This window comes from Stenotrophomonas sp. Sm10, from assembly GCF_030985515.1.
Classification (GTDB): domain Bacteria; phylum Pseudomonadota; class Gammaproteobacteria; order Xanthomonadales; family Xanthomonadaceae; genus Stenotrophomonas; species Stenotrophomonas hibiscicola.
In genome coordinates, this window is the sequence record NZ_JAPTFO010000055.1 from 1 (window position 1) to 23,962 (window position 23,962).

A 23,962-nucleotide genomic window follows, 5' to 3' on the forward strand; every position below is an offset into this window, starting at 1 on the left:
GCGTCCCCACGGGGATTCGAACCCCGGTCGCCACCGTGAAAGGGTGATGTCCTAGGCCTCTAGACGATGGGGACGCAATTCTCATCAATGTTCTTTAGCGACCTTTCGACGGCCTAATGCCGAAAGATTGGTGGAGCCAAGCGGGATCGAACCGCTGACCTCCTGCATGCCATGCAGGCGCTCTCCCAGCTGAGCTATGGCCCCACGTCGCTGAGGAGCGAAATAATAGCCTCGCCCCAGGGGGTTGGCAAGCATTTGTTGCACTTTTCTTCACGCGCGTTGCGACGCCGATATCAGTCCGCTGTCGCCTGCGCAGCGTCGTCGGTCAGCGCCGCCAGGATTGGGCACTGGTCCAGTGTGCCGTGGCCGGGGCAGGCGTTGACCAGCTGCGAAAGTGCGGTGTGCATGCGTTGCAGCTCCGTCATTCGCTGTGAGATGTCCTGCAGGCGTGCCTGCGCGGTATCGCGCACGCTGGCCATGTCCTGTGAGTGGTGATCGCTCAGTGCGAGCAGATCGCCGATCTCTTCCAGGCTGAAGCCCAGTGCCTTGGCGCGGCGGATGAATCGCAGCCGGCGCAGGTCCTGCTCGCCGAAGATGCGGTAACCGCCCGCCGAGCGGGCAGCGGTCGGCAGCAGCTGCTGCCGTTCGTAGTAGCGCACCGTATCGATCGGCACGCCCGCCTGGCGGGCCAGTTGTCCAATGTTCATGGCGGATTCCTGCGGATGCTGCCGGTCATTTTGAAGGATGGAGTCTGGTCGAGAGTCAAGGCTGGGTCCGGGGGCGCGCATTCAGGGCACTTTGCAACTTTCTTCATAGCCCCGCCGCTGGCCCAGTTCCTACCCTTCGCCTGAACCGGCCGTTCGATGGCCTGCAACGAAGCGAGGAGGGGCTGTGGAAGGATTCAGGAACGAAGGATTCGTCGAGATCGCGGTGGTCGAGTACCCCGGAGGTGATCCGTCCGCCGCCTCCGTTCTGGCCGAAATGGCGCACGTTGCCAATCGCCTGGCCCAGCAGCAGCGTCGGCCGTTCAAGCGGGTGCTGGTCACCCGCTGGATCGTGCCGGCCAGCCAGACCGGTGTGCATCGTATTGCCGGTGCGGAAATGCTTGATGCGGCCATTCCGGCCGTGATTGCGGTTCCCGGCCAGATCAGTGCCGGCGCGTGCCTGCGCGCGGACGAGGTCCTGCTGGACTGGCTGCGCGCACACTACGACGGCGGCAGCCTGCTGGCCGCTGCCAGTGATGGCGTCAGCGTGCTCGCACGGGCAGGGTTGCTGGCGGGACGCACGGTCAGTGGCCCCGATCTGGGGCGCCATCCAGGCCTGCTGGCGCAGGCAGCGAGCTGGGTGCCGAGCGAGCGGGCACTGGTGGATGACGGCGACCTGCTGACGGTCGGTGGGGTCCAGGCCTGGCGCTTCCTGGGGCTGCGCCTGCTGTACCGGCTGCATGGGCAGGGCGTGGCCAGCGCGGTCGCGCAGCAACTGGGCATCACCGTGCCCGCCACGATCCAGCAGGATCTTGAACGCTTCAGTGCCAACTTCGCACATGGCGATCGTGATGTGTTGAAGGCGCAGCGCTGGCTGCACACCACGGCCGCACGCGGCGCCACGCTTGCCGCGATCTGCGAGGTTTCCGGGCTGGAGCCGCGCACGCTGCAGCGGCGGTTCCTCAAGGCCACCGGCCTGCGGCCGATCGAATACTGCCAACGGCTGCGCATCGCCAAGGCCCAGACCCTGTTGCAGCAGGGAGCAGGCATCGACGAGGTGGCCTGGGGCGTCGGCTACGCTGACCAGAGTGCTTTCCGCAGGTTGTTTCTACGCATCGTGGGCATGACGCCAGCCAACTATCGGCGTCACGTCAACAGCAAGCGCCGCGAGCGGCCGTTGATGCCATCGGTGGCGGGCAGCCTGCGTGGGCTGCAATCGCCGTCGGTGATGCAACACGGGCGAAGCGCGGCCTGACGGCGCCAACATCGTCGCGCTTGCAACCGGGGCGCGACACTTCGACCATGCAGTCAGTGGACGATTGAACAGGTGGTTTGATGTCGAGCGTTGGGCCGGTGCCGATGCCGGTGGTGTTGATTCTCGCGTGCGTTTTGCTGGCGATGGCTGTGGCTCGCCTGTGGTCACGCAGGAAGGACGGCATGCCGCTGCCTTCTGCACCCAGCATGGTTCTGGACATGTTGCTGGTCGGCCTGCTGTGCGGCCGCATCAGTTTCGTAGCCTTGAACTTCACGCTGTACCGCGAGGCGCCGTGGGGCGTTCTGCAGATTGCCGATGGCGGTTATCACCTGGTGATCGTCCTGGTTGCGGGAGTGGCATGGGGGCTGTGGCGACTACGCCCGTGGCGGGCGTTACGCATGCCCGTGCTGGGCGCGTCGTTGGCAGGGGTGCTGCTGTGGGCGGGTGGCAGCCAACTGCTGTCCGCATGGCAGGCGCGGCAGATGCCCCTGCCAGCAGTGCAGGTTGCTGACCTGGAGGGGGGCAGAGTTGATCTGCAGCAGTTCCGTGGCAAGCCACTGGTGTTGAACCTCTGGGCCAGCTGGTGTGGTCCCTGCCGACGCGAGATGCCGGTATTGGCAGCCGCGCAGGAGGCGCATGCGGAGGTGCAGTTCGTGTTCCTCAATCAGGGTGAAACCCTCGACGAGGTCCAGGGTTTTGTTGCGCGCGAACGCCTTATGCTGGACAACGTATTGCTGGACGGCGACGCTGCGGCTTCTACGGCGCTGGGCGTGCAGGCCTATCCCTCGACCCTGTTCTTCGACGCGGAAGGGCGCCTGCGAGAGCTGCACCTCGGCGAACTGACGGCAGCCGGTCTTGAACACAAACTGCGTCGGCTGCGGTAGCCTGCGCGGGCATCTCACTACGGAGTTCCCATGTTGTCGACTTCCCTGCGCGCCGCCCCCGCGGTGCTGTTGCTGCCGGTCCTGCTGGCATTGGCCGCCTGCAGCCAGGCACAGACGCCGCCGGGCAAGAGCGCTGCGCCACCGGCCGCGAGCGCCGCAGCTGCTGCCAACAAGGGCGACCGCCCTGCGGTGCTGAAGGGCATCGAGAAGCACGGTTTCGAGGTCGTTGCCGAGTTCGATGCCCCCGAAGGCCTGCGGGGCTTCGCTGGCGTGGTCGGTGGCCAGCAGCCGGCGGCGGCCTATGTCACTGCCGATGGCAAGCACGTACTGGTCGGCAGTCTGTTCGACGCGGAAGGCAATGATGTAGCCGCAGAGGCGGTTGAGAAGCTGGTCGCCTCGCCGATGTCCGCCAGGATGTGGAGCAAGCTGGAAGCCAGCGCGTGGGTGCCTGACGGCAAGGCCGATGCGCCACGCGTGGTCTACACCTTCAGCGATGCCAATTGCCCTTACTGCCACAAATTCTGGGAGGCGGCGCGTCCGTGGGTGGATGCAGGCAAGGTACAACTGCGCCACATCATGGTCGGCGTCATCCGTGAGGACAGTCCGGCCAAGGCGGCAGCGATCCTCTCCGCGCGTGACCCGAGCGCGGCCCTGCTTCAGAACGAGCACCAGTTCGACCGTGGCGGCATCAAGGCCCTGCCGAGCATCAGCCGCGACATCGCGGGCAAGCTCGACGCCAACCAGGTGCTGATGGTCGAGATGGGGTTCCAGGGCACGCCGGGTATCCTGTTCCAGGATGCGCAGGGCCAGGTGCAGCGCCGCGCCGGTCTGCCGCAGGGGGATGACCTGCAGACGGTGCTCGGCCCGCGCTGATCTGAGCCTGCATCATGATGTCGACCACAGGCCCGCATGGTGACGTGCGGGCCTGTTGCGTTCCAGGCCCCAGGCGAACACAACTGCTTGCGCATGGGCTGTTCGTCGTCACGGCTGAATCGTGACTGAGATCAAACATCACGCCTTGATCCCAATCAAGGCCAAAAACGACAGGCGGACTAGCCTGTGACGCATGGAATACAGCGTCAACGCGCCATGGATGCCGCGCCGCGGCTGCCCGGATGCGGGCAGGTCGGCACAGCCATTCACGACACTCTCACTCCCTGATTGTTACCCAGACTGCTGCGGTCGCCATCTCTCTGGCTGCGCGGCCTTGATGGAAGCGACATGGATAGAGGCAGGGCAGTGTCATTGTCCTGTTGTCTGCCGCGTGCAGGCTGACTGGTGTCGTCGACGCAGTACCCGCATTTCCAGCAACGGCAACGCGAGGCCAGGGCGGCGCATGCGTGCGCTCCGGAACCGTGATGCGAGTGTTCGTCCGGGGAGGATGCAATGCGTATGGCGGTACTGAATCTGGCATGTCTCGGGGCACTGGCGGTCATGCCGGCGTACGCGCAACAGGGTGATGCGCTGGATGCGCAGGCACTGCGGCGTGAGATTGCCGCCATGCGCCAGGCGCTGGAAGGCATGCAGCAGCGGTTGGATCGGCTGGAGCAGCGGGATCATGCGCCTGTGCAGGCGCAGCCGCAGGCACAGGCGAAGCCCGGAGCGTTATCTTTCGCCCCCACAGCGGCCACGACGGGGGTGATCCATCCCACCCAGGTGCCGGGTGTCGCCCAGCCCGTATTGCCACAACGCGATTCGGTCGCCGATCCATCCACGGCGGCATCGCGTCCGGACAGTGCCGCGGGCCCGACCGATCCCGATCTGAAGGGGTTCTTTGCCATTCCCGGCACTGATACGGTAATCCGCATCGGCGGCTATGCCAAGTTGGATGCCATCGCGGATTCCCGCGCAGCCGGTGACGAGGACCAGTTCATTCCTTCGTCGATGCCGGTCGGTGGCAGCCACCGTGACGTGTCCAACTTCAACATCCACGCCAAGCAGACCCGCTTCAGTTTCGAGGCGCGGCGCCCGACCACGCACGGCAACCTCCGCTTCTACCTGGAAAACGACTTCTTCGGCAGCAGCGATGGCTACGAATTCCGCCTGCGTCACGCCTATGGCCAGCTCGGCAACACCTATGCCGGCTATGGCTATTCCAGTTTCATGGATCCGGACAGCCTGCCCGACACGCTGGATTTCGCTGGTCCAGGCGGCGCGGGCTATCTGCTGGTGGCCGGCATCCACCACAGCTTTGCGCTGGGCAAGGGCAACACCCTGACCGTCGCCGCCGAAGATCCGAAGACCGAACTTGCCGGTGCCAGCGAAGAGCGCGCTGCAGTGAACCGTCTGCCGGACGTGACCGTCACTGCGCGCATGGAACGCGACTGGGGCCACCTGCAACTGGGCGCAGTGGCACGCAGCCTGGCATACGACGGTGACAGCGAGCGCGACCGGCGCATGGCTGGCGGCGTGCAGTTGAGCGGCTCGGCGTCGGTGGGCGAGCGCGACCTGCTGTTGTTCGGTGCGCTGGGAGGGCGCGGTCTCAGCCGCTATACCGCCGACCTGACCGGCTCCGGGCTGGACGCGGTGGTCGGTGCCGATGGCCGCCTCGACGCGTTGGACCTGCACGGCGGCTTCGTCGGCTATACCCACTACTGGTCCGAGCTGTGGCGATCGAACCTGATCTTCGGCCAGTTGACCCTGGAGCGGAATGCCGCACTCGCGGCCGATGCCTTCCGGCAGAGCCGGTACGGCGTATTCAACCTGATCTGGAGCCCCGCGCCGTCGTGGACGATGGGCATGGAGCTGCTGTACGGCCGCCTGGAACAGCAGGGCGGCGCACGCGGCGACACGGTCCGGGTGCAGGGCAGCCTGCAATACAACTTCATCAAATAGGCGCCAGCGGTCGTAAGCCAGCGCAACCGTCCCCACGCCCGGTGCTGCCGGGCTCATGCCAGTACCGGAGATCGTCATGGCAGAAGCAAAGAAAATCGGGGTGGTCGGAGCCACCTTCCTCGTCGCCGGCAACATGATGGGCTCAGGCGTGTTCCTGCTGCCGTCCAGCCTGGCCAAGATCGGTACCGCCTCGATCTGGGGCTGGCTGATCACCACCGCCGGTGCGCTGCTGCTGGCCTTCGTGTTCGCCAAGCTGGGCAAGCTCGCCCCAAAGGCGGGCGGTCCCTATGCCTACGCGCGCGACTGGTTCGGGCCGTACATGGGCTTCCAGACCAACACCATCTACTGGTTCGCCAACTGGATCGGCAACGTCGCCATCCCGATCGCGGCGGTGGGCTATTTCAGCTATTTCTTCCCGATCCTGTCCGAGCCACTGGTGCGTTGCATCGCGGTGCTGGTGCTGGTGTGGGCACTGAGCTTTGCCAACGTGATCGGCCCGGCCTTCGTCAGCCGCGTGCAGACGGTCACCACCAGCTTTGCGTTGGTGCCGATCCTGGGCATCGCCATTTTCGGCTGGTTCTTCTTCGATGCCGACATCTTCAAGGGCGCCTACAACGTGTCTGGCGAGTCGAACTTCGGTGCGATCTCGAGCGCCGCGGCACTGACCCTGTGGGCCTTCATCGGCGTCGAGTCTGCATCGGTGACTGCCGGTGTGGTCGAAAATCCGGAGAAGAACGTCGCCCGCGCGACGCTGGCCGGCGTGTTCCTGGCTGCCATTGCCTACATCGCCAGTTCCTCGGTAATCATGGGCATGGTGCCGAACGCGGAACTGCAGGTGTCCGACGCACCGTTCGCGTTGGCCGCGGCCAAGGCCGTCGGTGGCTGGGGCGGTGCACTGGTCAGCCTGTGCGCGTTCATCGGCGCGGCCGGTTCGCTGGGTGGCTGGATCCTGCTGACCGCGCAGAGTGCCAAGGCGGCCTCCGATGATGGCCTGTTCCCGAGCATCTTCAGCAAGACCAACAAGGACGACGTGCCGGTCAAGGGCGTGCTGATCGTGGCCGTGCTGATGACCCTGGCAGTGCTGGTCACCTCCACCTCGGAAACCGCATCGGCCCAGTTCGACGTGATCACGTCGGCGGCGGTGGTGCTGACCCTGCTGCCCTACATCTACTCGTGCGTGGCCTGCTACTTCGTGGTCGAGCGCTCGCACACCCTGGTCCACACCGGTGCGTTCTGGACGCTCACCAGCCTGACCGTCGTGTACTGCCTGTGGGCGATCTACGGCTCGTCGGGAACCATCGTGCAGTACGCCTTCCTGTTCGTGCTGTTCATCACCGTGTTCTATCCCTTCTTCAGCGAGGAGCGCCGCCAGCAGCGGCAGCGGGCCCGCGAGGCATCGGCCATCAGCGCCGGCGCCCGGCATTCCTGAGTTCGACAAGGAGAATCGACGTGTACTTCAAGTCCCTGGACTATCCGGTCATTGTCATCGACAACGACTACGAGTCGCCGCGCATCGGCGGCATCCTGATCCGTGCGCTGGTGGAAGAGCTGCGCAGCAATGACCAGCGCGTGCTGTGCGGGCTGAACCTGGATGATGCCCGGGCCGGCGCCCGCACCTACGTGGCGGCCTCGGCGGTGCTGATCTCGATCGACGGCAGTGAAGAGGTGGATGGCGAGTTCCAGCGCCTGACCGCTTTCCTGCGCGAGCAGAGCGCGCGCCGCGCCAACCTGCCGGTGTTCCTGTACGGCGAGCGCCGCACCATCGAGAAAGTGCCGAGCAAGCTGCTCAAATACATCCACGGCTTCATCTTCCTGTTCGAAGACACCAAGAGCTTCATCTCGCGGCAGGTGATGCGCGCGGCCGAAGACTACATGAAGAACCTGCTGCCCCCGTTCTTCAAGGCGTTGATCCACCATGCGGCCGAGTCGAACTACTCCTGGCACACGCCGGGCCATGCCGGCGGTGTGGCGTTCACCAAGTCACCGGTGGGCCGTGCATTCCACCAGTTCTACGGTGAGAACACCCTGCGCAGCGATCTGTCGATCTCGGTGCCGGAGCTGGGCTCACTGCTGGATCACACCGGCCCGATCAAGGATGCCGAGGAAGAGGCGGCGCGCAACTTCGGTGCCGACCATACCTTCTTCGTCACCAATGGCACCTCCACCGCCAACAAGATCGTCTGGCATGGCACGGTGGCGCGCGGCGACGTGGTGTTCGTCGACCGCAACTGCCACAAGTCGCTGCTGCATGCGTTGATCATGACCGGCGCGGTACCGGTGTACTTCACCCCCAGCCGCAATGCACACGGCATCATTGGCCCGATCAGCCTGGATCAGTTCACGCCGGAATCGTTGCAGCAGCGCATCGCCGCCAATCCGCTGGCCAGCAAGGCCTATCAGGCTGGCTCCAAGCCGCGCATCGCGGTGGTGACCAACTCGACCTACGACGGCCTGTGCTACAACGCCGAGAAGATTGCCGACGAAATCGGCAGCGCGGTCGATTTCCTGCATTTCGACGAAGCCTGGTACGCCTACGCCGCGTTCCATCCTTTCTACGAGAACCACTACGGCATGGCCAAGGGCAAGCCGCGTGAGCAGGATGCGATCATCTTCACCACGCATTCCACCCACAAGCTGCTGGCGGCGTTCTCGCAGGCGTCGATGATCCACGTGCGCAACTCGGCGCAACGGAACCTGGATGCCGAGCGCTTCAACGAGTCGTTCATGATGCATACCTCGACCAGCCCGCATTACGGGGTGATCGCGGCCTGTGACGTGGCCTCGAAGATGATGGAAGGCGATGCCGGCCGCTCGCTGGTGCAGGAAATGCATGACGAGGCGATTGCCTTCCGCCGCGCGATGCTGCATGTCCGCGATGACCTGGGGCGCGACGACTGGTGGTTCAGCGTATGGCAGCCGACCAGGCTCGAGCGCAGTCTGGACAAGGGCGATACGCCGGCGCCGATGGTGGCCAAGCGCGAAGAGTGGTACCTGCAACCGGACGCACACTGGCACGGCTTCGAGAACCTGGTCGACGACTATGTGCTGATCGACCCGATCAAGGTGACCCTGCTGACCCCAGGCCTGGCGATGGACGGCAGCATGGGCAAGCTGGGCATCCCTGCGGCGGTGCTGAGCAAGTTCCTGTGGGGCCGCGGCATTACCGTGGAGAAGACCAACCTGTACTCGGTGCTGTTCCTGTTCTCGATGGGCATCACCAAGGGCAAGTGGAGCACGCTGGTCACCGAACTGATGGCATTCAAGGAACTGTATGACCGCAACGCGCCGCTGAGCCAGGCACTGCCCACGCTGGCGGCTGATTATCCGAACGCGTACGCCGGTTGGGGCCTGCGCGACCTGTGCGACGCGCTTCATTCGTTCAACCAGGAATTCGCCGTGGCCAAGGTGATGCGCGAGATGTACGTGGATCTGCCGACACCGGTGATGACCCCGGCCGACGCCTACAACCACCTGGTGAAGGGCGAGATCGAGCGGGTCGATATCGAGCAGATCAGTGGCCGTATTGCGGCGACCATGCTGGTTCCGTACCCGCCGGGCATCCCGACCATCATGCCGGGCGAGCGCTTTGGCGACAGCGATGAGCCGATCATCCAGTCGCTGCGCATCGCCCGTGAGCAGAATGCCCGCTTCCCGGGCTTCGAGTCGGACGTGCACGGGCTCATCATCGAGCACGACGGCGACGTGACCTCGTACAAGGTGGAGGTACTGAAGGCCTGACCGGCGACGGTCGGCCCTTCGGCGAACGATGGATACCGCGCGCGAGCAACGCATCCTGAAGTTCTCGATCGGGGTCACCATCGCGGTCAGCGTGGTCGGCTTCAGCGGTGGCCTGCTGGTGGGATCGCAGGCCATCCTGTTCGACGGCGTGTACAGCCTCGTCGACGTTGCGTTGACCCTGGTGTCGCTGTCGGTACTGCGGCTGGTGGCGCGGGAACAGAGCCCGCGCTTCCAGTACGGCTACTGGCACCTGGAACCGATGGTCGAGGCACTGGGCGGGGTGATCCTGTCGCTGGCCTGCGTGTATGCGCTGGCCAACGCCGTGATCGGCTTGACCACGGGCGGGCACGAGGTGAAGTTAGGGCCCGCGCTGTGGTGGGCGGCATTGCTGAGTGCCAGCAACCTGGCGATGGCGGCGTTCGTCGCCCAGCGGGCGCGGCGCCTGCGCTCGGCGCTGTTGTGGCTGGATGTACGGGGCTGGCTGCTGGGTGGGTTGATGAGCCTGGCGGTAGTGCTGGCCTTCATACTGGCCCTGGTCCTGCATGGCGGTGAGTGGCACCACTGGGTGCCGTATCTGGATTCGATCGTGCTGGCGTTGATCAGCCTGGCGGTATTGCCGGTCCCGGCGCGCAGCGCGTGGAAGGCCATGCGTGAAGTGCTGCAGGTTGCGCCGGACGATCTGGACCGGCGCGTGCAGCAGGTGATGCAGGCGTTCGTGGCCGAGCGTGGCTACCTCGGTTTCACCAGCCACGTGGCGAAGATGGGGCGGATGCGCTTCATCGAGATCCATGTGCTGGCTGATCCGGCCACGCCGCTCGGCTCAGTGGGGGAGGTCGATGCGATGCGCGACGAGATCGCCGTGCGGCTGGATGCGCGGGGCAGCACGTTCTGGCTGACCATCGATTTCACTGCCGATCCGGCGTGGACGTGAGCCGGGATCTACACGTGGGCGCGATCGTTGCGCGTGGCGGACCGGTCTGTTGCACCGGATCTGTTTGACCTGAACCAATGTTGAGGTCGCAGACTGCCTCGCATCCCCCACGAGGCGCGCGGCATGAACCTGTTGACCACCCCGGGCCTCGGCCATGGTCTGCTGGAACTGTTCAATCCTGCGGGGCTTTACGATCCTTCGGCCAACGGCTACTCGCACGTGGCGGTGGTGCGCCTGCCCGCGCGGGTGATCCATATTGCCGGGCAGGGCGGTGAGGATGCCAATGGCCATCTCTCCCCCGGTTTCGAGGAACAGGTCGGGCAAGCGCTGGACAACCTGGAGATCGCGCTGCGGTCGGCGCAGGCAAGCCTGGCCGATGTCGCACGGTTGCGCATCCTGGTGGTGGACCACGACGAAGACCGGCTGGGCATCATCGCCCATCAGGTGCGGCGGCGCTGGCCGAACCGCTCGGCGCCCACCTGCACGCTGATCCCGGTGCCGCGGCTGGCGCTGGACGGCATGCTGTTCGAGATCGAGGCGGAGGCTTATGCCGCCTAGCGCAGGTAGTACTCCACCGGCACCACCAGCTCCTGCGGTGCCTTCAGTTCATCGGGAATGGGCGGCAGCGGCTGCGCGCGACGGAAGGTCTGCAGCGCGGCGTCATCGAGCATCGGCTGGCCACTGGACTGCTCCAGCCGCAGCGCCAGCAGGCGACCTTCGCGGTCGATGCTGGCCCTGACCCACGCAGTGCCCTGCTGCCGGCGCGAGCGCGCGGCGGCAGGGTAGTAGCGGTAACGCTCCAGCCGCGCCATCAGGCGGGCTTCCCACTGGTCGCTGGCGGCGCCGGCCTGGAAGTCTGCCGGTGGCGCGTCTGGAGCGGGCGGCGCGGCCGTGATCGATGCCGGTGCGGGACTTGCATCGGTCGCGGCCGCAGGCGGGGCGACTGGCAGTGGCTGGCGGCCCGTCCCACCCGTTTCGCTGGCGGCCAGCTCTCCCTCGCGTGCCGCCGTAGGCTTGGGTGGCGGCGGCGACTTCGTGGGCTGCGAGGCGCGGGCCTGCTGCGCCTGGCTGGGGGTCTCGGCCTGGCGTTCCTCCACCGGTTGCGGCGGCGTGGCCGGTGCCAGCAGGCGCAGGCTGATGCGCACGTCCTGCTCCGGCGGCGGCAGCATCGGCGGCATCGCGACCCAGTGCACCAACAGCAGCAGTGGCAGCAGATGCAGGACGACGGTGATCGCGATCGCCTGCCAGTGTTGGCCACGCTCACTCATCGTCCAGCACCCACAGCAGATCGGCATCAGCTGCATCGACGGTTTCACCCGGTGAAGCCAATGCGATCACCAGCGCAGGCGTATCCTGTGACAGGTAGCCCGGTACCCCGGTACCGCGCAGTACATGCCAGCGACCTGCTACCAGCAGCGCTGGCGCGGGCGCATCGAGCAGCACCCGCGCCATGCGCGTATCGCGGGCCTGTTGCACGGCCAGCATCCCTTCCAGCATCGGTGCCGCGTCTGCGTGCTGGGCCAGCACCACCGCCGACAGGCGCTGGCGGGCAGCGGCCACCGGGAATCGCACGCCCTCGGTCGAGGTCAGCAGCGCGTTGACCTCGGCACGCGACAGGTTGCCGCCGAACAACGGCGTGCCTGCATCGGCAGCCTCCCGTACCAGCCCGCCATACGCGGCCCACGGCCAGCGCGTATCCCAGTCCAGCAGTTCCCGCAGGCGTGCACCTTCGGCCTGGTTGCCCTTGGCCAGCCAGCGCTGCACCCGCTGCAGGCGTGGCTGGCGCTGGCTGGCGATCATTTCCAGCACCAGTGAACCTTGCGGGCGCTGCCGCTGCAGGGCCTGCAGCAGCCAGCGCTGAGCGGCGTGGTCTCCGGCGAGATCATGGCGTTCACCCAGCAACAGCCGCTGGGCGTCCGCCGCGCGTGTCACGAATGCGGCTTCGTCCAGGTGCTGGCCAGTGGCCAGGTCGATCACTGTGCCGGGCACCGGCTGCGCGCCAGCCACCGCGGCCAGCGCGAGCAGGCATACGGGCAGCCAGCGACGGCTAGAACGCCACATTGACGCCCATCGAGACGGTGCGGCCACGGCCGTTGCCGCGGTCCAGGATCGGGCTGAAGATGCTGTCGATCGAGGCATTGTTGTCATAGGCCTTGTTCTGCAGGTTTTCGATGTTCAGCCACAGCGTGGTGTTGGCCTGGGGCTTGAAGCTCGCGTAGAAGTCCAGCAGCACGCCGGTGCCGCCGGTCTTGCGGGTCTGGAAGAAGTCGTAGCCTTCCTCGGTCGGCCCGGAGTACTCGGCGCGCAGGCCGGCCTGCACGCGCTGCTGCCACCAGCGGCCGCCCACGTCCAGCGTCCAGTAGCGGTCGGGCAGGGAGGTGATGTCTTCCAGGTTGACGAACTCGATGGCCGGCGCACTGGTGTGCGAGCGGGTCCAGCTCAGCGTGGTGTGGTAGTGCTCGCTGGCGTAATGCGCTTCCAGTTCGATACCGCGCATGCGCACCACGCCGGGGTGGTTCATCCAGCGCGTGGTGGTGCTGAAGTCGTCCACGTCCAGTGCATCGGTCCAGGCAGTGAGTTGCGGATCGCCGTCGATCGGCACCACGAACGGTTCCACTTCCGGCGGATGCACGATCAGCAGGTACTGCGGCTTGATGTAGTCGCGGATGCGGTTGTCGAAGCGGGTGACCCGCAGCTGCGCCAGGTCGCCGTCGGTCAGCAGCGAGGAGGCGCTGAGGTTGGCGCCGAACTGCAGGTTGCGCGATCGCTCACGGCGCAGGAACGGGTTGGCGCCAACGCCATCGGCATCACTCATGCCTTCCAGCGGGATCTTCTCGAAGAACATCTCCTGCACGCGCGGCGGACGCGACGTCCGCGAGACCTCGGCGAACAGCTGCAGCCAGTCAGTGGCCTGCAGTGAAACCGCCAGGCTCGGGCTGAGTGCGCGCTCGCTGCGCCGCACGCCGATGCCGCCGCCATTGATCTCCGCGCACTGGCCGGGGATATCCGAGCACACCGGGATGTGGCCACGGATGCCGAACCGGTCCTGGCGCAGGCCGGCAGTCAATGCGTAGATGTCGTACTGCAGCTCCAGCGTGCTGAACATGCTGTCCAGCTGGCTGCGACCCTGCGGGTTGGCACCGCGCAGGTTGGGAGTATCGGCCACAAAAATGTCCGATTGGTGCTTGAGGCCGGTGTTCCAGCGCGCCTGCAGTGCCCCGATGTCGAAGCGGCTGGTGTTGTCGACGGTCCAGCTGTTCAGGCTGCTGTGGGTGCGGCGGCCGATGTAGCTGGAATCCTCCACCGGGGGGTAGAGCAGCCGGGTCTTGTTGCTGGCAAAAGTCGCGCGCAGGTCGATCCACGGCGAATAGGGCGTGTAGCGGTAGCTGGCGCGTTGGTTGCGCGCGGAAATCTGCCACGGGTAGTTGTGGTAGAAGTCGTTTTCGTAACGCATGTGGCTCAGGTCCAGCCGGTGCTGGTCGCCGGGCTGCAGGCGTGCTTTCAACAGCCCGCTGCTGGGTTGCTGGCTGCCCGGGTCGGCGTTGTTCTTCTGCCCACGCGCGGTCGCGTATTCGCTGCTGCGGCTGCTGCTGGCGGCGGCCAGCAGGCCGAACTGGCGGTCGCCCCCCTCTTCACTGTGGCGCCAGGCACCGGCGAAGGTACGGCCGCTGCCGTAGCCGTTGTTGCCGTGGCGATAGCCGGCGCGCAGGCCCCAGTCACGGCCCTCACCGAGCAGATCGTCGATATCCAGCGTACGGAAGTTGGCACTGCCGGCCAGCGTGCCCGCACCATCACCACCGGCGACCGCACCGCGTTGCACGTCCACGCCGGCCAGCAGGAAAGGATCGACATAGGCGAAGGGACCGCCCGAACCATGCCCGGCATTGTTGCGGAAGGTCTGGGTGACACCGTCGATCATGGTGTTGACCCGGCCGGCACCGGTCATGCCGCGGATGTTGACCTGCAGGCCCGGCTGGCTGCGCGAATGGAAGCTGTGGGTGCCGGGCATCGAACGCAGCAGGCTGTTGCCATCCTGGCGTTCGGCCATCGCCACGCGCTCGCTGCGGACCGAGGGCGCAAAGCCATCGTGGGTGGCCGGTACATATTGGCTGGCACCGGCCCCCGGTGCCTGGCCGTGCGCGGTAGTGCCCTGCACCCGCAGCGGGCCGGTGCGACGGCTGCCATCGGTGCGTTCGGCCGGCGCCGGCTCCAGGGCGGCACGACGCGCATCCACGAAGCGCGGGCGCAGGCCGCTGCCCGCCAGCAGACGCGCGAGGGCCTGCGCATCGTCGAAGTCACCGCGCAGGGCGGGCGCGGCATGGCCAGCGGGAAGCGCCACGCCAACGACCAGATCGATACCAGTCAACCGGCTGTAGGCGTCCAGCGCGGCCGCCAGCGGCTGGGCGGGCAGATCGTAGGTACGTGTGGCGGTCTGTGCGTGGGCACTGCCGGGCAGCAGCGGAAGGGCGCTGGTACAGGCCAGCGACAGGGCGAGGACAATGGGGCGGGGGCACAGCATCGGGGGCTCCAGGGGCTGACGCAGAGCGTCGTCATCCTGGGTAGACGCAGCCGCAGGCCGGATGTCAGGGTCCATCACGCCGTTCCCGGCGTGGCGGCAGCCACACCTGTATCCCCGCGCCGAGGTGCAGCACGCGCACCTGCAACTGAGTGGCCAACTGGTCGCGGTTGCTGGCTGCACCGTCGGCACTGCCAAGCAGGGTGACCGGCTGCTGGCGCAGCTGCTCGCCGACGACCCACGTGTGCCCACCGTGCCAGCGGTCCAGGCCCTGCGTGACGTCGGCCAGCGGGGCCGAGGCCCAGTGCAGGCGCCGCTCGCGCCAGGCCAGTGTTCCGGGGGCGGTGGTTGTTGCATGGGCTGTTGACTGCCCATCGAAGCGCAGCTGCTCGCCGTCGTTGGCCAGCATGCTGGCGTTGCCGCTGTCCACGCGCACGCGATGCTCGGTAACGGTGACCACGCTGCTGTTGCCCTGCACGGCAAGGTCGAATGCGGTCCCCAGTGCAGTGACGGTGCCCTGTGGGGTGTGTACCTGGAAGGGCCGGTCGGCATCGGCGGCGACCTGGAACCAGGCCTGGCCGCGCTGCAGCTGGAGCTGGCGGCGCTGCCCATCGATGCGCACCTTCACTTCGCTGCCAGGTGACAGCAGGACATGCGAACCATCCGGAAGAGTTTCCTCGCGGATCTCGCCAGCGGCCGTACGCAGTACCTGTGCCACGGGTGGCGAGGCATGGCGGCTGTAGAGACCCAGCGCGCACAGCAACAGAACCGCAATGCCGGCTTCGCGCAGGCGACGGCGTTGCCTGCGCTGCTGCTGCCGCTGCAGGCTGGGCGTCGCCGCACCGGCCTGCCACAACTCCTGCAGGTGCAGGTACTGCGCCGCATGGCGTGGATCGGCCCGGCACCATTGCTCGAACGCGTTCTCATCGCGGCCGCCGTCGTGCGCATCCAGCCACCAGCGTGCAGCTTCGCGTGCAATGGTCTCCTGGCTCATGCGCCCGGCACCTGCTGCAACGCGACCAGGGCGCGCAGCAGATGGCCGTGCGCGGTCTGCCGGCTGATCCCCAGCTGGCGCCCGATCTCGGCCAGCGCCAACTGTTCCACACGGGCCAGCAGGAACACCTGGCGCGAGCGTGGCGGCAGCGCGGCGATGATCGCGTCGAGGTGGCGCAGTTGTTCGGCGTCGAGCAGTCGCTGCTCGGGCAGCGGCGCAGGATCGGCGATGGCATTCAACTGCGTGTCATCCAGCACCTCTTCGCGACGGCGCTGGCGTTGCCGGTAGTGATCGGCGATCAGGTTGTGGGCGACGCGGTACAGGTAGGCGCGGCCATTGCTCAGCAGGCCACTGGCGGCGATTCTGACGACGCGCAGCCAGGTCTCCTGGACGACATCATCGGCGTCGCTGCGTTGCGGGAGTTTACGGCGGACATGGGCGTGCAGCGGCTGGTAGTGGGCCGCGCACAGCTGCGCGACATCCGTCGGTTCGACAGGCGTGGACACGGGGCGGGCGACAACTGGGAAAGGGAACAGCCCGCGGCGGCAAGGGCAGCGGCTGCACCTTACAGCAAAAGAGAATCATTTGCATCTATGGCATGAGGCGCAGCATGCATGGGCCGCCGCAGCGTCAGCGCGGGCGGTAGTCGCAGTGGATCTGCAGGGCTTCGGTGGGGTTGCGATGCAGTTCGAAGCCGCAATGCTGCAGGCTGCGCTTCACCCGCGCGACCGCTTCGGCATGATGGGCGATGCGACGATCCTGCCAGCGCGGTGGGGTGAACACGCCCAGGGGCAGCAGCCGCAGCCGCTTGCCGTGCAGTACCAGTGAGACATCGATATGACGGCCATCAATGTCGTGGCCGTTGGTACCGAAGATGGCATCGATCTCATCGCGGCGCTGCGGGTAGCAGGTGCGGAACACTGCAATGCCGAGCCGTCGCACCACGCGGCGGAAGCCGCCGAGACGGCTGTGGCCGGGTTCGAAGCCACGAGTGAGCAGCAGGCGCAGCCCGGCAGGCAGCATTGCCTGCGCGTCGAGCAGGCGTTGCAGTACCTCTTCTTCCAGTTGGATGCGGGTGGAGGGCCAGCGCGGGGCGATGAGCAGTCCGTGGTGGCTGCCGCGTTGCAGGGTCAGCATCCGTGAAGCTTCGCACGCGGGCGAACAGCCAGGGTAGTGCCGGCCGCTGGCCGGCAAACCTGTTCTCCCGTCGGATGCCGACCAGCGGGCGGCACTACCATCGTCGGGTCAGATGTCGCGGTACTGGATCTGCGAAGCCAGTACGCGCAGGCCATCGGCATTGCTGGACAGGATGCGCTCTTCGCTGACCCCTTTCTGCCGTTTCAGCTGGAAGCCCTGATCGGCAGGCAGCTGTGCGGCGATGGCGTCCATGCGTTGCAGGGCATCGGGGCCGCTGCAGTCGAAGTGACCCCAGTGGGCACCATCGCGGTGGATCTGCAATCGGTAGTTCATTGTGGTGTCTCCGGCAGGTCCTGCAGCCAATGGTCGAACATCGCGGTGGCGGCCGCAGCCAGTGGTGCGCCATAGCGACGCGCCTGCGCGCGAAGGTCGTTGGGATCGATGCCGGCCTGGGCCAGCTCCAGCGTGTGGCCGATCAGCCAACGCTCGAACTGGCGGGCGTCCAGTTCCGGATGGCATTGCAGGGCCAGTGCGTGGCTGCCGATGGCGAATGCCTGGTGACGGCAGGCCGGCGTGCTGGCCAGGCGGCGTGCACCGGCCGGAAGTTCGAACGCTTCACCATGCCAATGCAGTACCGGAATGCCCTGCAGGGACTGCAGCGGAGAACGCTGGCCTTCATCGGTCAGCAGCAGTGGCGCAAAGCCGATTTCCTTGCCACCACTGGGAGCGACACTGGCACCGAGTGCCCGCGCCATCAGCTGTGCACCCAGGCAGATGCCGAGGGTGGGCCGCTGCCGCTGCAGCCGGCGCTGCAGCAGGGCAATGCTGTCGTTGACGAAGGGATAGGTCCCTGTGTCATTGGCACTGATGGGACCGCCCAGCACGACCAGCAGATCGGCGGTTTCGGCGCCATCGAGCACATCGACGCCGGCCTGCAGCACGTGCAGCTGCCAGCCCTGCGCCAGCAGCAACGGTTTCAGGGTGCCAAGGTCTTCAAAGGCAACGTGTTGCAGGACAACCGCGTGCTTCATGCCGGTGCTCCGCTGTTCGGCCAGTAGAAACTGTCCGGGGTGGCACGGGCACCGAAGATGGCCTGGCCGACGCGGACCACGGTGGCACCTTCCTCGATGGCCACTTCGAAATCACCGGACATGCCCATCGACAGCTGCGACAGGTCGAGGCCGGGCGGGGCGGTGCGCTGCAGCTGGTCGCGCAGTTCGCGCAGGCGCACGAAGCAGGCGCGCACGCGCTCGACATCGGGGGTGAAGATGGCCAGGGTCATCAGGCCGCGCACGTGCAGGCGATCGAACGCTGGAAGCTGCTGCACAAAGGCCTCGACGGCAGCGGATTCCAGGCCGTACTTGCTGGGTTCGGCGGAGGTGTTGACCTGCACGAACACATCCAGCGTGCGGTCTTCCAGTTGCAGGCGCTGCTGCAGGGCCTCGGCTACGCGCAGGCTGTCCAGCGCCTGGAACTCGCTGGCAAAGCGCGCCACGTAGCGCGCCTTGTTGGTCTGCAGATGGCCGATCACCGACCAGTGCACGCCCAGGTCGGCCATCGTTTCAGCCTTGCGTTGTGCCTCCTGCACCTTGTTCTCGCCCAGTTCGTGGCAGCCTGCGGCTACCGCCATGCGGATGCGGGCGTCATCGACGGTCTTGCTGACCGGCAGCAGGCGCACGCTGGCCGGGTCCCGGCCGACGCGGGCGCAGGCATCGGCGATGCGTTGGCGCACCGTGACCAGGTTGGCGGCGATCTGTTCAACGGACTGGGCGACGGGCCAGTCGGCGGCGGCAAGGGGCATGCGGGCACCTCCAATGCAGGGCGGCCAGGGTGGGATACACTGGCACAGGACAAGAGATATTTTGGCATAGGACAAAATGAAAATCACCGGGCATAGCGCCGAGTCGATCTTCGACAGCATCCGTGAGGGCATCGGCGAGGGCCGCCTGCCGGCCGGCAGCGTGCTGCCGCCGGTGCGTGAACTGGCCGAGCAGCTGGGCGTGAACCGCAACACCGTGGCCGCTGCCTACAAGCGCCTGGATGCGGCGGGCCTGGCCAGCACGGCGGGCCGCCGCGGCACGGTGGTGCGTGGCCTGCCGCCGCCGCTGGCGCGCGAGGGCAGTACGCCCGGGCTGGCGCTGCAGGACCTGGCCGGTGGCAATCCGGATCCGCGCCTGCTGCCGAACCTGCGCCTGGCTCCGGCGGCGCCACGGCTGTATGGCGTGGGTACGGTCGAACCGAGGTTGGAGGCGCTGGCACGCGCCTCGCTGGATGCGGACTGCCCGGAGGGCTATGCGCTGGAACTGACCCATGGTGCGGTCGATGGCATCGAACGCCTGCTGTCGGCGTGGCTGCTGCCGGGGGATCGCATCGCGGTGGAGGATCCGTGCTTCCTCGGCAGCCTCAACGTGCTCAACGCGGTGGGTCACGCGCCGTTGCCGGTGGCGGTGGACGCGCATGGCATGCAGGTCGATTCGCTGCGGCAGGCACTGGAGGCCGGTGCACGCGCGGTGTTGCTGACCCCGCGGGCACACAACCCGACCGGGGCCAGCCTGGATGCGAAGCGGGCGCGGGCGTTGCGGCAGCTGCTGGCCGCCTATCCGCAGGTTGCGGTGTTGATCGACGATCACTACGCGCTGCTCTCGCAGCAGGCCTATCACTCGGTGCTGCCGCTGGATGGCCGGCGCTGGGCGCTGCTGCGTTCGTTGTCCAAACCGCTCGGCCCGGACCTGCGGCTGGCCTGGCTGGCCTGCGATGAAGAGACCGCGATGCGGCTGCGGCTGCGATTGGCATCCGGCACCGGCTGGGTCAGTCACCTGCTGCAGGATGCGGCGACCTCGGTGCTGGCGTCGGCAACGCAGCGGGCGAAGATTGCCTCGGCAGGTGAGCGTTACCAGCAACGCCTGCGGTCGTTGCAGGAGCTGCTGCGTGCGCGTGGCGTACCGACGCCACAGCCGATGGAAGGGTTGAACCTGTGGCTGCCGTTGCAGGCCGACAGCCATCCGCAGGTGCTGGCCCTGGCTTCGCGCGGATGGCATGTGCGCGCGGGCGAAGTGTTCGCGGTGGCAGCGCCGGGGCATGGCCTGCGCATCACCTGCGCTGCGCTGGGGGCAACGCAGCTGCGGCAGCTGGCTGATGACCTGGCGGCGGTGTGCGGTCTGTAGCGTCGAGCCATGCTCGACGTTGCTTCGCCTTTGTAGAGCCGAGCCATGCTCGGCTGCTGTTGATAGAAGCAGTCGAGCATGGCTCGACTCTACACAAGCAGATCAGGGCGCGGCGTTGGCGCCTGGGCGCACGTAGTAGGACTGGCCACTGTCATCGACGAACATCAGCTCCGGCTTGCCCTGCCAGGAGGTGAGCATGGCGCCGGTGTTGTTCTGGTGCTTGACCATCAGGCTGGCGCCGCGGTCCGGGTTGGCGACGACTTTGAATACTTCAGTGGTGCCGGTGGCATCGTCCAGGGTCAGCAGGGCTTCGCCGCCGCGGTCGCTGGTGCCGTAGCCGCCGCGTTCGGAACCATTGGGACCGAGCAGGATCAGGCCGGACAGCGCAGTGGCGCGCGGCCCCTGGGTGCGGCCCTGGCTGAGCGGATCGGGAACCGGTGCGCCGAGGATCACCCGCGGCTGGCCGCTTGCATCGTGGATGACCAGCCCGCGCGCCTCGATGATGCGCTGTGGTGATTGGCTGCGATGCAGGCTCCAGGCGGTCCAGCCGGAAACCAGCAGGGCGAGGGTCGAGACCACCAGGGTGGTCAGCAGCAGCGCACGGGGCATCGGGTCGTCCTTCCTTGGATGTGCCGACGATAGCGGATGCGGACCGGCAATGGCCAGTTCGTTGTGTGACGTTGTGTATCGTCAGTGGAAATCGCGGCTGTGGCTGCGCAGTCCCTGCAGCAGTTCATCCAGGCAGTGCATGCGCTGCACGATGACGTGCTGCACGCCATCGACGCTTTCCAGGCGGCCATCGATCTGCATCAGCTGGGTATCGACCAGCACCCGGTGCTGGCGATCGGCCAGGTGTCGCCAGACCACGGCGTTGACCATGCCGGTCTCATCTTCGAGCGTGAGGAAGGTGACGCCGCTGGCGGTCTGCGGGCGCTGGCGCATGCGTACCAGGCCGGCGATGCGCACGCGACGGCCATGGCCATGCCCGGCCAGCTGTGCAGCGTCCAGACAGCCACGGCTGCGCAGTTGCGCGCGCAGGAACGAAATCGGGTGGCGGCCGAGGGTGGTACCGGTGCTGCGATAATCGGCCTGCATGTCCGCCCAGGCGCTGGGCAGGGGCAACGGCACGCGGGCTTCGGCAGTGGCGCGGGCCTGATCGAACAGCGGCAGCCGGTTTTCCACGCCCGAGATATCCCAGCGTGCACGATGGCGATGGCCGCTGAGCCCGCGCAGTGCCCCGGCATCGGCCAGCAGGCCCTGCTGGCGGCGGTCCAGTGCGGTGCGCTGGCACAGGTCGCCGACGTCGTCGAACGGGCGCCGCGCGCGCTCGCGCATGATGGCCTGCACGGCACCTTCGTTGCAGCCGTCGATCAGGCGCAGGCCCAGGCGGATCGCCGCCGGCCCCCTGCTGAAGTCCAGCGTGCAGTCCCAGTCGCTGTGGCGTACGTCCACGGGAAGAACGGTAATGCCATGCCGCCGCGCGTCCTGCAGCAGCTGGTCGGGGCTGTAGAAACCCAGCGGCTGGCTGTTGATCAGGCTGGCAGTGAATGCGGCCGGGTGGTGGCACTTCAGCCAGCAGCTGTTATAGGTCAGCAGGGCGAAGCTGGCGGCGTGGCTTTCCGGGAAGCCGTAATCGCCGAAGCCCTTGATCTGCTCGAACAGGTGCTCGCCGTATTCGCGGCTGAAGCCGTTCTCCAGCATGCCGGCCAGCAGCTTCTCGCGATGCGGTTCCAGACCGCCACGGCGCTTCCACGCCGCCATCGAGCGGCGCAGGGCATCGGCCTGGCCCGGCGTGTAGCCGGCTGCTTCCACCGCCAGTTGCATCACCTGTTCCTGGAACAGCGGCACGCCCAGCGTGCGTGCGAACACGCGTTCCAGCTGCGGTGGGTAGAGCGGATTGTCCGGATCGTTCAGTGCCTCCGGGCCCTGTTCGCGCAGGATCCGCCGCCGCTCCAGGTAGGGATGCACCATGTCGCCCTGGATCGGTCCGGGGCGCACGATCGCCACTTCGATCACCAGGTCATAGAACGTGCGCGGCTGCATGCGCGGCAGCATCGCCATCTGTGCGCGCGATTCGATCTGGAACACGCCGATGGTATCGGCGGCGCAGATCATGTCGAAGGTCTTCGCATCCTTGGGCGGGATGGCGTCCATGCGCCCTTCGTGCAGGCCGTGCTGCTTCAACATCGCCAGGCATTTGCGGATGGCGGTGAGCATGCCCAGCGCCAGGCAGTCGACCTTCATCAGGCCGGTGGCATCCAGATCGTCCTTGTCCCACTGGATGACGGTGCGATCGGCCATCGCCGCGTTCTCCACCGGCACCAGGGTCGACAGCGGATGCTCGGAGATGACGAAACCGCCCGGATGCTGCGACAGGTGGCGCGGGAAGTCGATCAGCTCGGCGGTCAGCGCCAGCAGGCGCCGCATCAACGGCGTGTCCGGATCGAAACCGCGCTCGCGCAGGGTTTCCGGCAATGGGATGTTGCCGCCCCAGTGGTCCATCGCCGCGCCCAGTTCGTTGACCTGGTCCATCGGCAGGCCCAGTGCGCGGGCCACGTCGCGGATCGCGCTGCGGCCACGGTAGCTGATCGCCACCGCGGTCAGTGCGGCGCGCTCGCGGCCGTAGCGCTTGAACACGTACTGCAGCACCTCCTCGCGACGCTCGTGCTCGAAGTCGATGTCGATATCCGGCGGCTCGTCGCGCTCGGCGGAAATGAAGCGCTCGAACAGCAGGTTGCTGCGTGCCGGGTCGATCTCGGTCACGCCCAGCACGAAGCACACCGCTGAGTTGGCCGCTGAGCCACGGCCCTGGCAGAGGATGTCCTGGCTGCGCGCAAAGCGCACGATGTCCTGCACGGTGAGGAAGTAGGAGGCGTAGTTCTTCTGCTTGATCAGCGCCAGTTCGTGCTCGATCTGCGTGCGTTGCTTCGCTTCGATGCCGCCTTTCCAGCGCCACCGGATGCCGCGCTCGACCAGCACGCGCAGCCAGCTGTCCGGATCGTGTCCTTCGGGCACCAGCTCACGCGGATAGGTGTACTGCAGCTGTTCCAGGGTGAAGTGGCAGCGTTCGGCGATGCGCAGGGTTTCAGCCAGCAGTTCGGGCGGATACAGCTGGGCCAGCGCGGTACGCGGGCGCAGGTGGCGCTCGCCATTGGGAAACAGGCGCCAGCCGGCCTCGGCCACGCTGCAGCGGTGGCGGATCGCGGTCAGTGTGTCCTGCAGGGCACGGCGGCGGCGCACGTGCATATGCACATCGCCACTGGCGACCAGGGGCAGGCGGTGGCGTTCGCCGAAGGCCCGCAGCTGCTGCAGGCGGCGTGCGTCATCGTGTTCACGGTGCAGTTCCACCGCCAGCCACAGCCGATCATCGAAGCCGGTGCGCAGCAACTCGAGATCGGTGGCGGATGGCTGCCGGTCCAGCCACAGGCACAACAAACCGTCGGGCAGGCCGAGCAGATCGTCGCGCAGGCAGCGGTACTCGCCCTTGGCAGCCCGCCGCCGACAGGTCGTGATCAACTGGCACAGCCCGGCATAGGCGGTCTGGTCGGTGCACAGCAAGGCCAGCTTCGGCCCGTCCTCGACCTGGAATTCGGCGCCGACGATCAGTGCCACGCCATGTGTCTTCGCTGCCTGCCAGGCGCGCACGATGCCGGCCAGCGAGCATTCGTCGGTGATCGCCAACGCGCGGTAGCCTTGGCCCGCGGCGCGCGCGAACAACTCTTCGGCGATCGAAGCACCGCGCTGGAAACTGAAGGCCGACAGGCAGTGCAGTTCGGCGTAGCCGGGCAGTTCGCTGTGCATGGC

General features: G+C 66.9%; 21 protein-coding genes and 2 tRNA genes. 9 read left to right on the forward strand and 14 right to left on the reverse strand.

What is annotated here, in order from left to right; genetic code table 11:
- Position 1: 1 nt before the first annotated feature.
- The 3 genes from O0J15_RS14760 to O0J15_RS14770 all read right to left on the reverse strand — a co-directional run bounded on the left by O0J15_RS14760 (position 2) and on the right by O0J15_RS14770 (position 707).
- A tRNA-Glu gene (locus O0J15_RS14760) sits at positions 2-74 on the reverse strand.
- Between the two features lie 54 nt (positions 75-128).
- Positions 129-204: transfer RNA gene (locus O0J15_RS14765), tRNA-Ala, on the reverse strand.
- Positions 205-293: 89 nt separating this feature from the next.
- Positions 294-707, reverse strand: coding sequence for a heavy metal-responsive transcriptional regulator (locus O0J15_RS14770; RefSeq protein ID WP_134735599.1), 414 nt, complete (start codon positions 705-707; stop codon positions 294-296).
- Between the two features lie 184 nt (positions 708-891).
- Between O0J15_RS14770 and O0J15_RS14775 the strand changes: the two genes are divergently transcribed.
- The 8 genes from O0J15_RS14775 to O0J15_RS14810 all read left to right on the forward strand — a co-directional run bounded on the left by O0J15_RS14775 (position 892) and on the right by O0J15_RS14810 (position 10,905).
- On the forward strand, positions 892-1,959 hold the full coding sequence (locus tag O0J15_RS14775; RefSeq protein WP_019660248.1) for a GlxA family transcriptional regulator: 1,068 nt from the start codon (positions 892-894) through the stop codon (positions 1,957-1,959).
- Positions 1,960-2,039: 80 nt separating this feature from the next.
- Positions 2,040-2,843: a TlpA disulfide reductase family protein gene (locus O0J15_RS14780; protein ID WP_308305867.1), complete on the forward strand. Its 804-nt coding sequence runs from the start codon at positions 2,040-2,042 to the stop codon at positions 2,841-2,843.
- Positions 2,844-2,873: 30 nt separating this feature from the next.
- A complete protein-coding gene (gene dsbG / locus O0J15_RS14785) occupies positions 2,874-3,716 on the forward strand; it encodes a thiol:disulfide interchange protein DsbG (RefSeq protein WP_134730743.1) in 843 nt (280 codons plus the stop codon).
- A 513-nt stretch (positions 3,717-4,229) separates the two neighbouring features.
- Entirely contained in the window at positions 4,230-5,678 is a 1,449-nt protein-coding gene (locus O0J15_RS14790; RefSeq protein ID WP_134730741.1) for a DcaP family trimeric outer membrane transporter, read from the forward strand.
- Between the two features lie 76 nt (positions 5,679-5,754).
- Entirely contained in the window at positions 5,755-7,107 is a 1,353-nt protein-coding gene (gene adiC, locus O0J15_RS14795) for an arginine/agmatine antiporter (RefSeq protein ID WP_021204506.1), read from the forward strand.
- A gap of 20 nt (positions 7,108-7,127) precedes the next feature.
- A complete protein-coding gene (locus O0J15_RS14800; RefSeq protein WP_019660243.1) occupies positions 7,128-9,416 on the forward strand; it encodes an Orn/Lys/Arg decarboxylase N-terminal domain-containing protein in 2,289 nt (762 codons plus the stop codon).
- Between the two features lie 28 nt (positions 9,417-9,444).
- On the forward strand, positions 9,445-10,347 hold the full coding sequence (locus O0J15_RS14805; protein ID WP_019660242.1) for a cation diffusion facilitator family transporter: 903 nt from the start codon (positions 9,445-9,447) through the stop codon (positions 10,345-10,347).
- Between the two features lie 123 nt (positions 10,348-10,470).
- The gene (locus O0J15_RS14810; RefSeq protein ID WP_019660241.1) at positions 10,471-10,905 is read left to right on the forward strand and encodes a RidA family protein; all 435 of its coding nucleotides are present in this window, start codon (positions 10,471-10,473) and stop codon (positions 10,903-10,905) included.
- Here the strand turns inward: O0J15_RS14810 and O0J15_RS14815 are convergent.
- The 9 genes from O0J15_RS14815 to O0J15_RS14855 all read right to left on the reverse strand — a co-directional run bounded on the left by O0J15_RS14815 (position 10,902) and on the right by O0J15_RS14855 (position 18,795).
- Positions 10,902-11,615, reverse strand: coding sequence for an energy transducer TonB (locus O0J15_RS14815; protein WP_010484995.1), 714 nt, complete (start codon positions 11,613-11,615; stop codon positions 10,902-10,904). The genes O0J15_RS14810 and O0J15_RS14815 overlap by 4 nt on opposite strands.
- Positions 11,608-12,408, reverse strand: coding sequence for a ChaN family lipoprotein (locus tag O0J15_RS14820; protein ID WP_111099241.1), 801 nt, complete (start codon positions 12,406-12,408; stop codon positions 11,608-11,610). The genes O0J15_RS14815 and O0J15_RS14820 overlap by 8 nt, the downstream gene beginning before the upstream one ends.
- Entirely contained in the window at positions 12,395-14,866 is a 2,472-nt protein-coding gene (locus tag O0J15_RS14825) for a TonB-dependent receptor (protein ID WP_134735601.1), read from the reverse strand. Before O0J15_RS14825 ends, O0J15_RS14820 begins: the two co-directional genes overlap by 14 nt.
- 64 nt (positions 14,867-14,930) lie before the next feature.
- Positions 14,931-15,857 (reverse strand): FecR domain-containing protein, encoded by a 927-nt coding sequence (locus O0J15_RS14830; protein WP_134735602.1) that lies wholly within the window; start codon positions 15,855-15,857, stop codon positions 14,931-14,933.
- On the reverse strand, positions 15,854-16,363 hold the full coding sequence (locus O0J15_RS14835; RefSeq protein WP_134730729.1) for an RNA polymerase sigma factor: 510 nt from the start codon (positions 16,361-16,363) through the stop codon (positions 15,854-15,856). The genes O0J15_RS14830 and O0J15_RS14835 overlap by 4 nt, the downstream gene beginning before the upstream one ends.
- 124 nt (positions 16,364-16,487) lie before the next feature.
- Positions 16,488-16,994 carry a hypothetical protein gene (locus O0J15_RS14840; protein ID WP_134730727.1) on the reverse strand — a complete coding sequence of 169 codons (507 nt, stop codon included), beginning with the start codon at positions 16,992-16,994 and terminating at the stop codon, positions 16,488-16,490.
- A gap of 108 nt (positions 16,995-17,102) precedes the next feature.
- Positions 17,103-17,327 (reverse strand): hypothetical protein, encoded by a 225-nt coding sequence (locus O0J15_RS14845; RefSeq protein ID WP_010485009.1) that lies wholly within the window; start codon positions 17,325-17,327, stop codon positions 17,103-17,105.
- Positions 17,324-18,025, reverse strand: coding sequence for a glutamine amidotransferase (locus O0J15_RS14850; protein ID WP_019660234.1), 702 nt, complete (start codon positions 18,023-18,025; stop codon positions 17,324-17,326). The genes O0J15_RS14845 and O0J15_RS14850 overlap by 4 nt, the downstream gene beginning before the upstream one ends.
- On the reverse strand, positions 18,022-18,795 hold the full coding sequence (locus O0J15_RS14855) for a YggS family pyridoxal phosphate-dependent enzyme (protein WP_134735603.1): 774 nt from the start codon (positions 18,793-18,795) through the stop codon (positions 18,022-18,024). The genes O0J15_RS14850 and O0J15_RS14855 overlap by 4 nt, the downstream gene beginning before the upstream one ends.
- A gap of 76 nt (positions 18,796-18,871) precedes the next feature.
- On the opposite strand from O0J15_RS14855, the gene ptsJ reads away from it, so the two are divergent.
- Positions 18,872-20,158: a transcriptional regulator PtsJ gene (gene ptsJ / locus O0J15_RS14860; protein WP_308305868.1), complete on the forward strand. Its 1,287-nt coding sequence runs from the start codon at positions 18,872-18,874 to the stop codon at positions 20,156-20,158.
- A 102-nt stretch (positions 20,159-20,260) separates the two neighbouring features.
- On the opposite strand, the gene O0J15_RS14865 is transcribed toward ptsJ, so the two are convergent.
- The gene (locus O0J15_RS14865; protein WP_308305869.1) at positions 20,261-20,767 is read right to left on the reverse strand and encodes a hypothetical protein; all 507 of its coding nucleotides are present in this window, start codon (positions 20,765-20,767) and stop codon (positions 20,261-20,263) included.
- A gap of 81 nt (positions 20,768-20,848) precedes the next feature.
- A complete protein-coding gene (locus O0J15_RS14870; RefSeq protein WP_308305870.1) occupies positions 20,849-23,959 on the reverse strand; it encodes an error-prone DNA polymerase in 3,111 nt (1,036 codons plus the stop codon).
- Between the last annotated feature and the right edge of the window lie 3 nt (positions 23,960-23,962).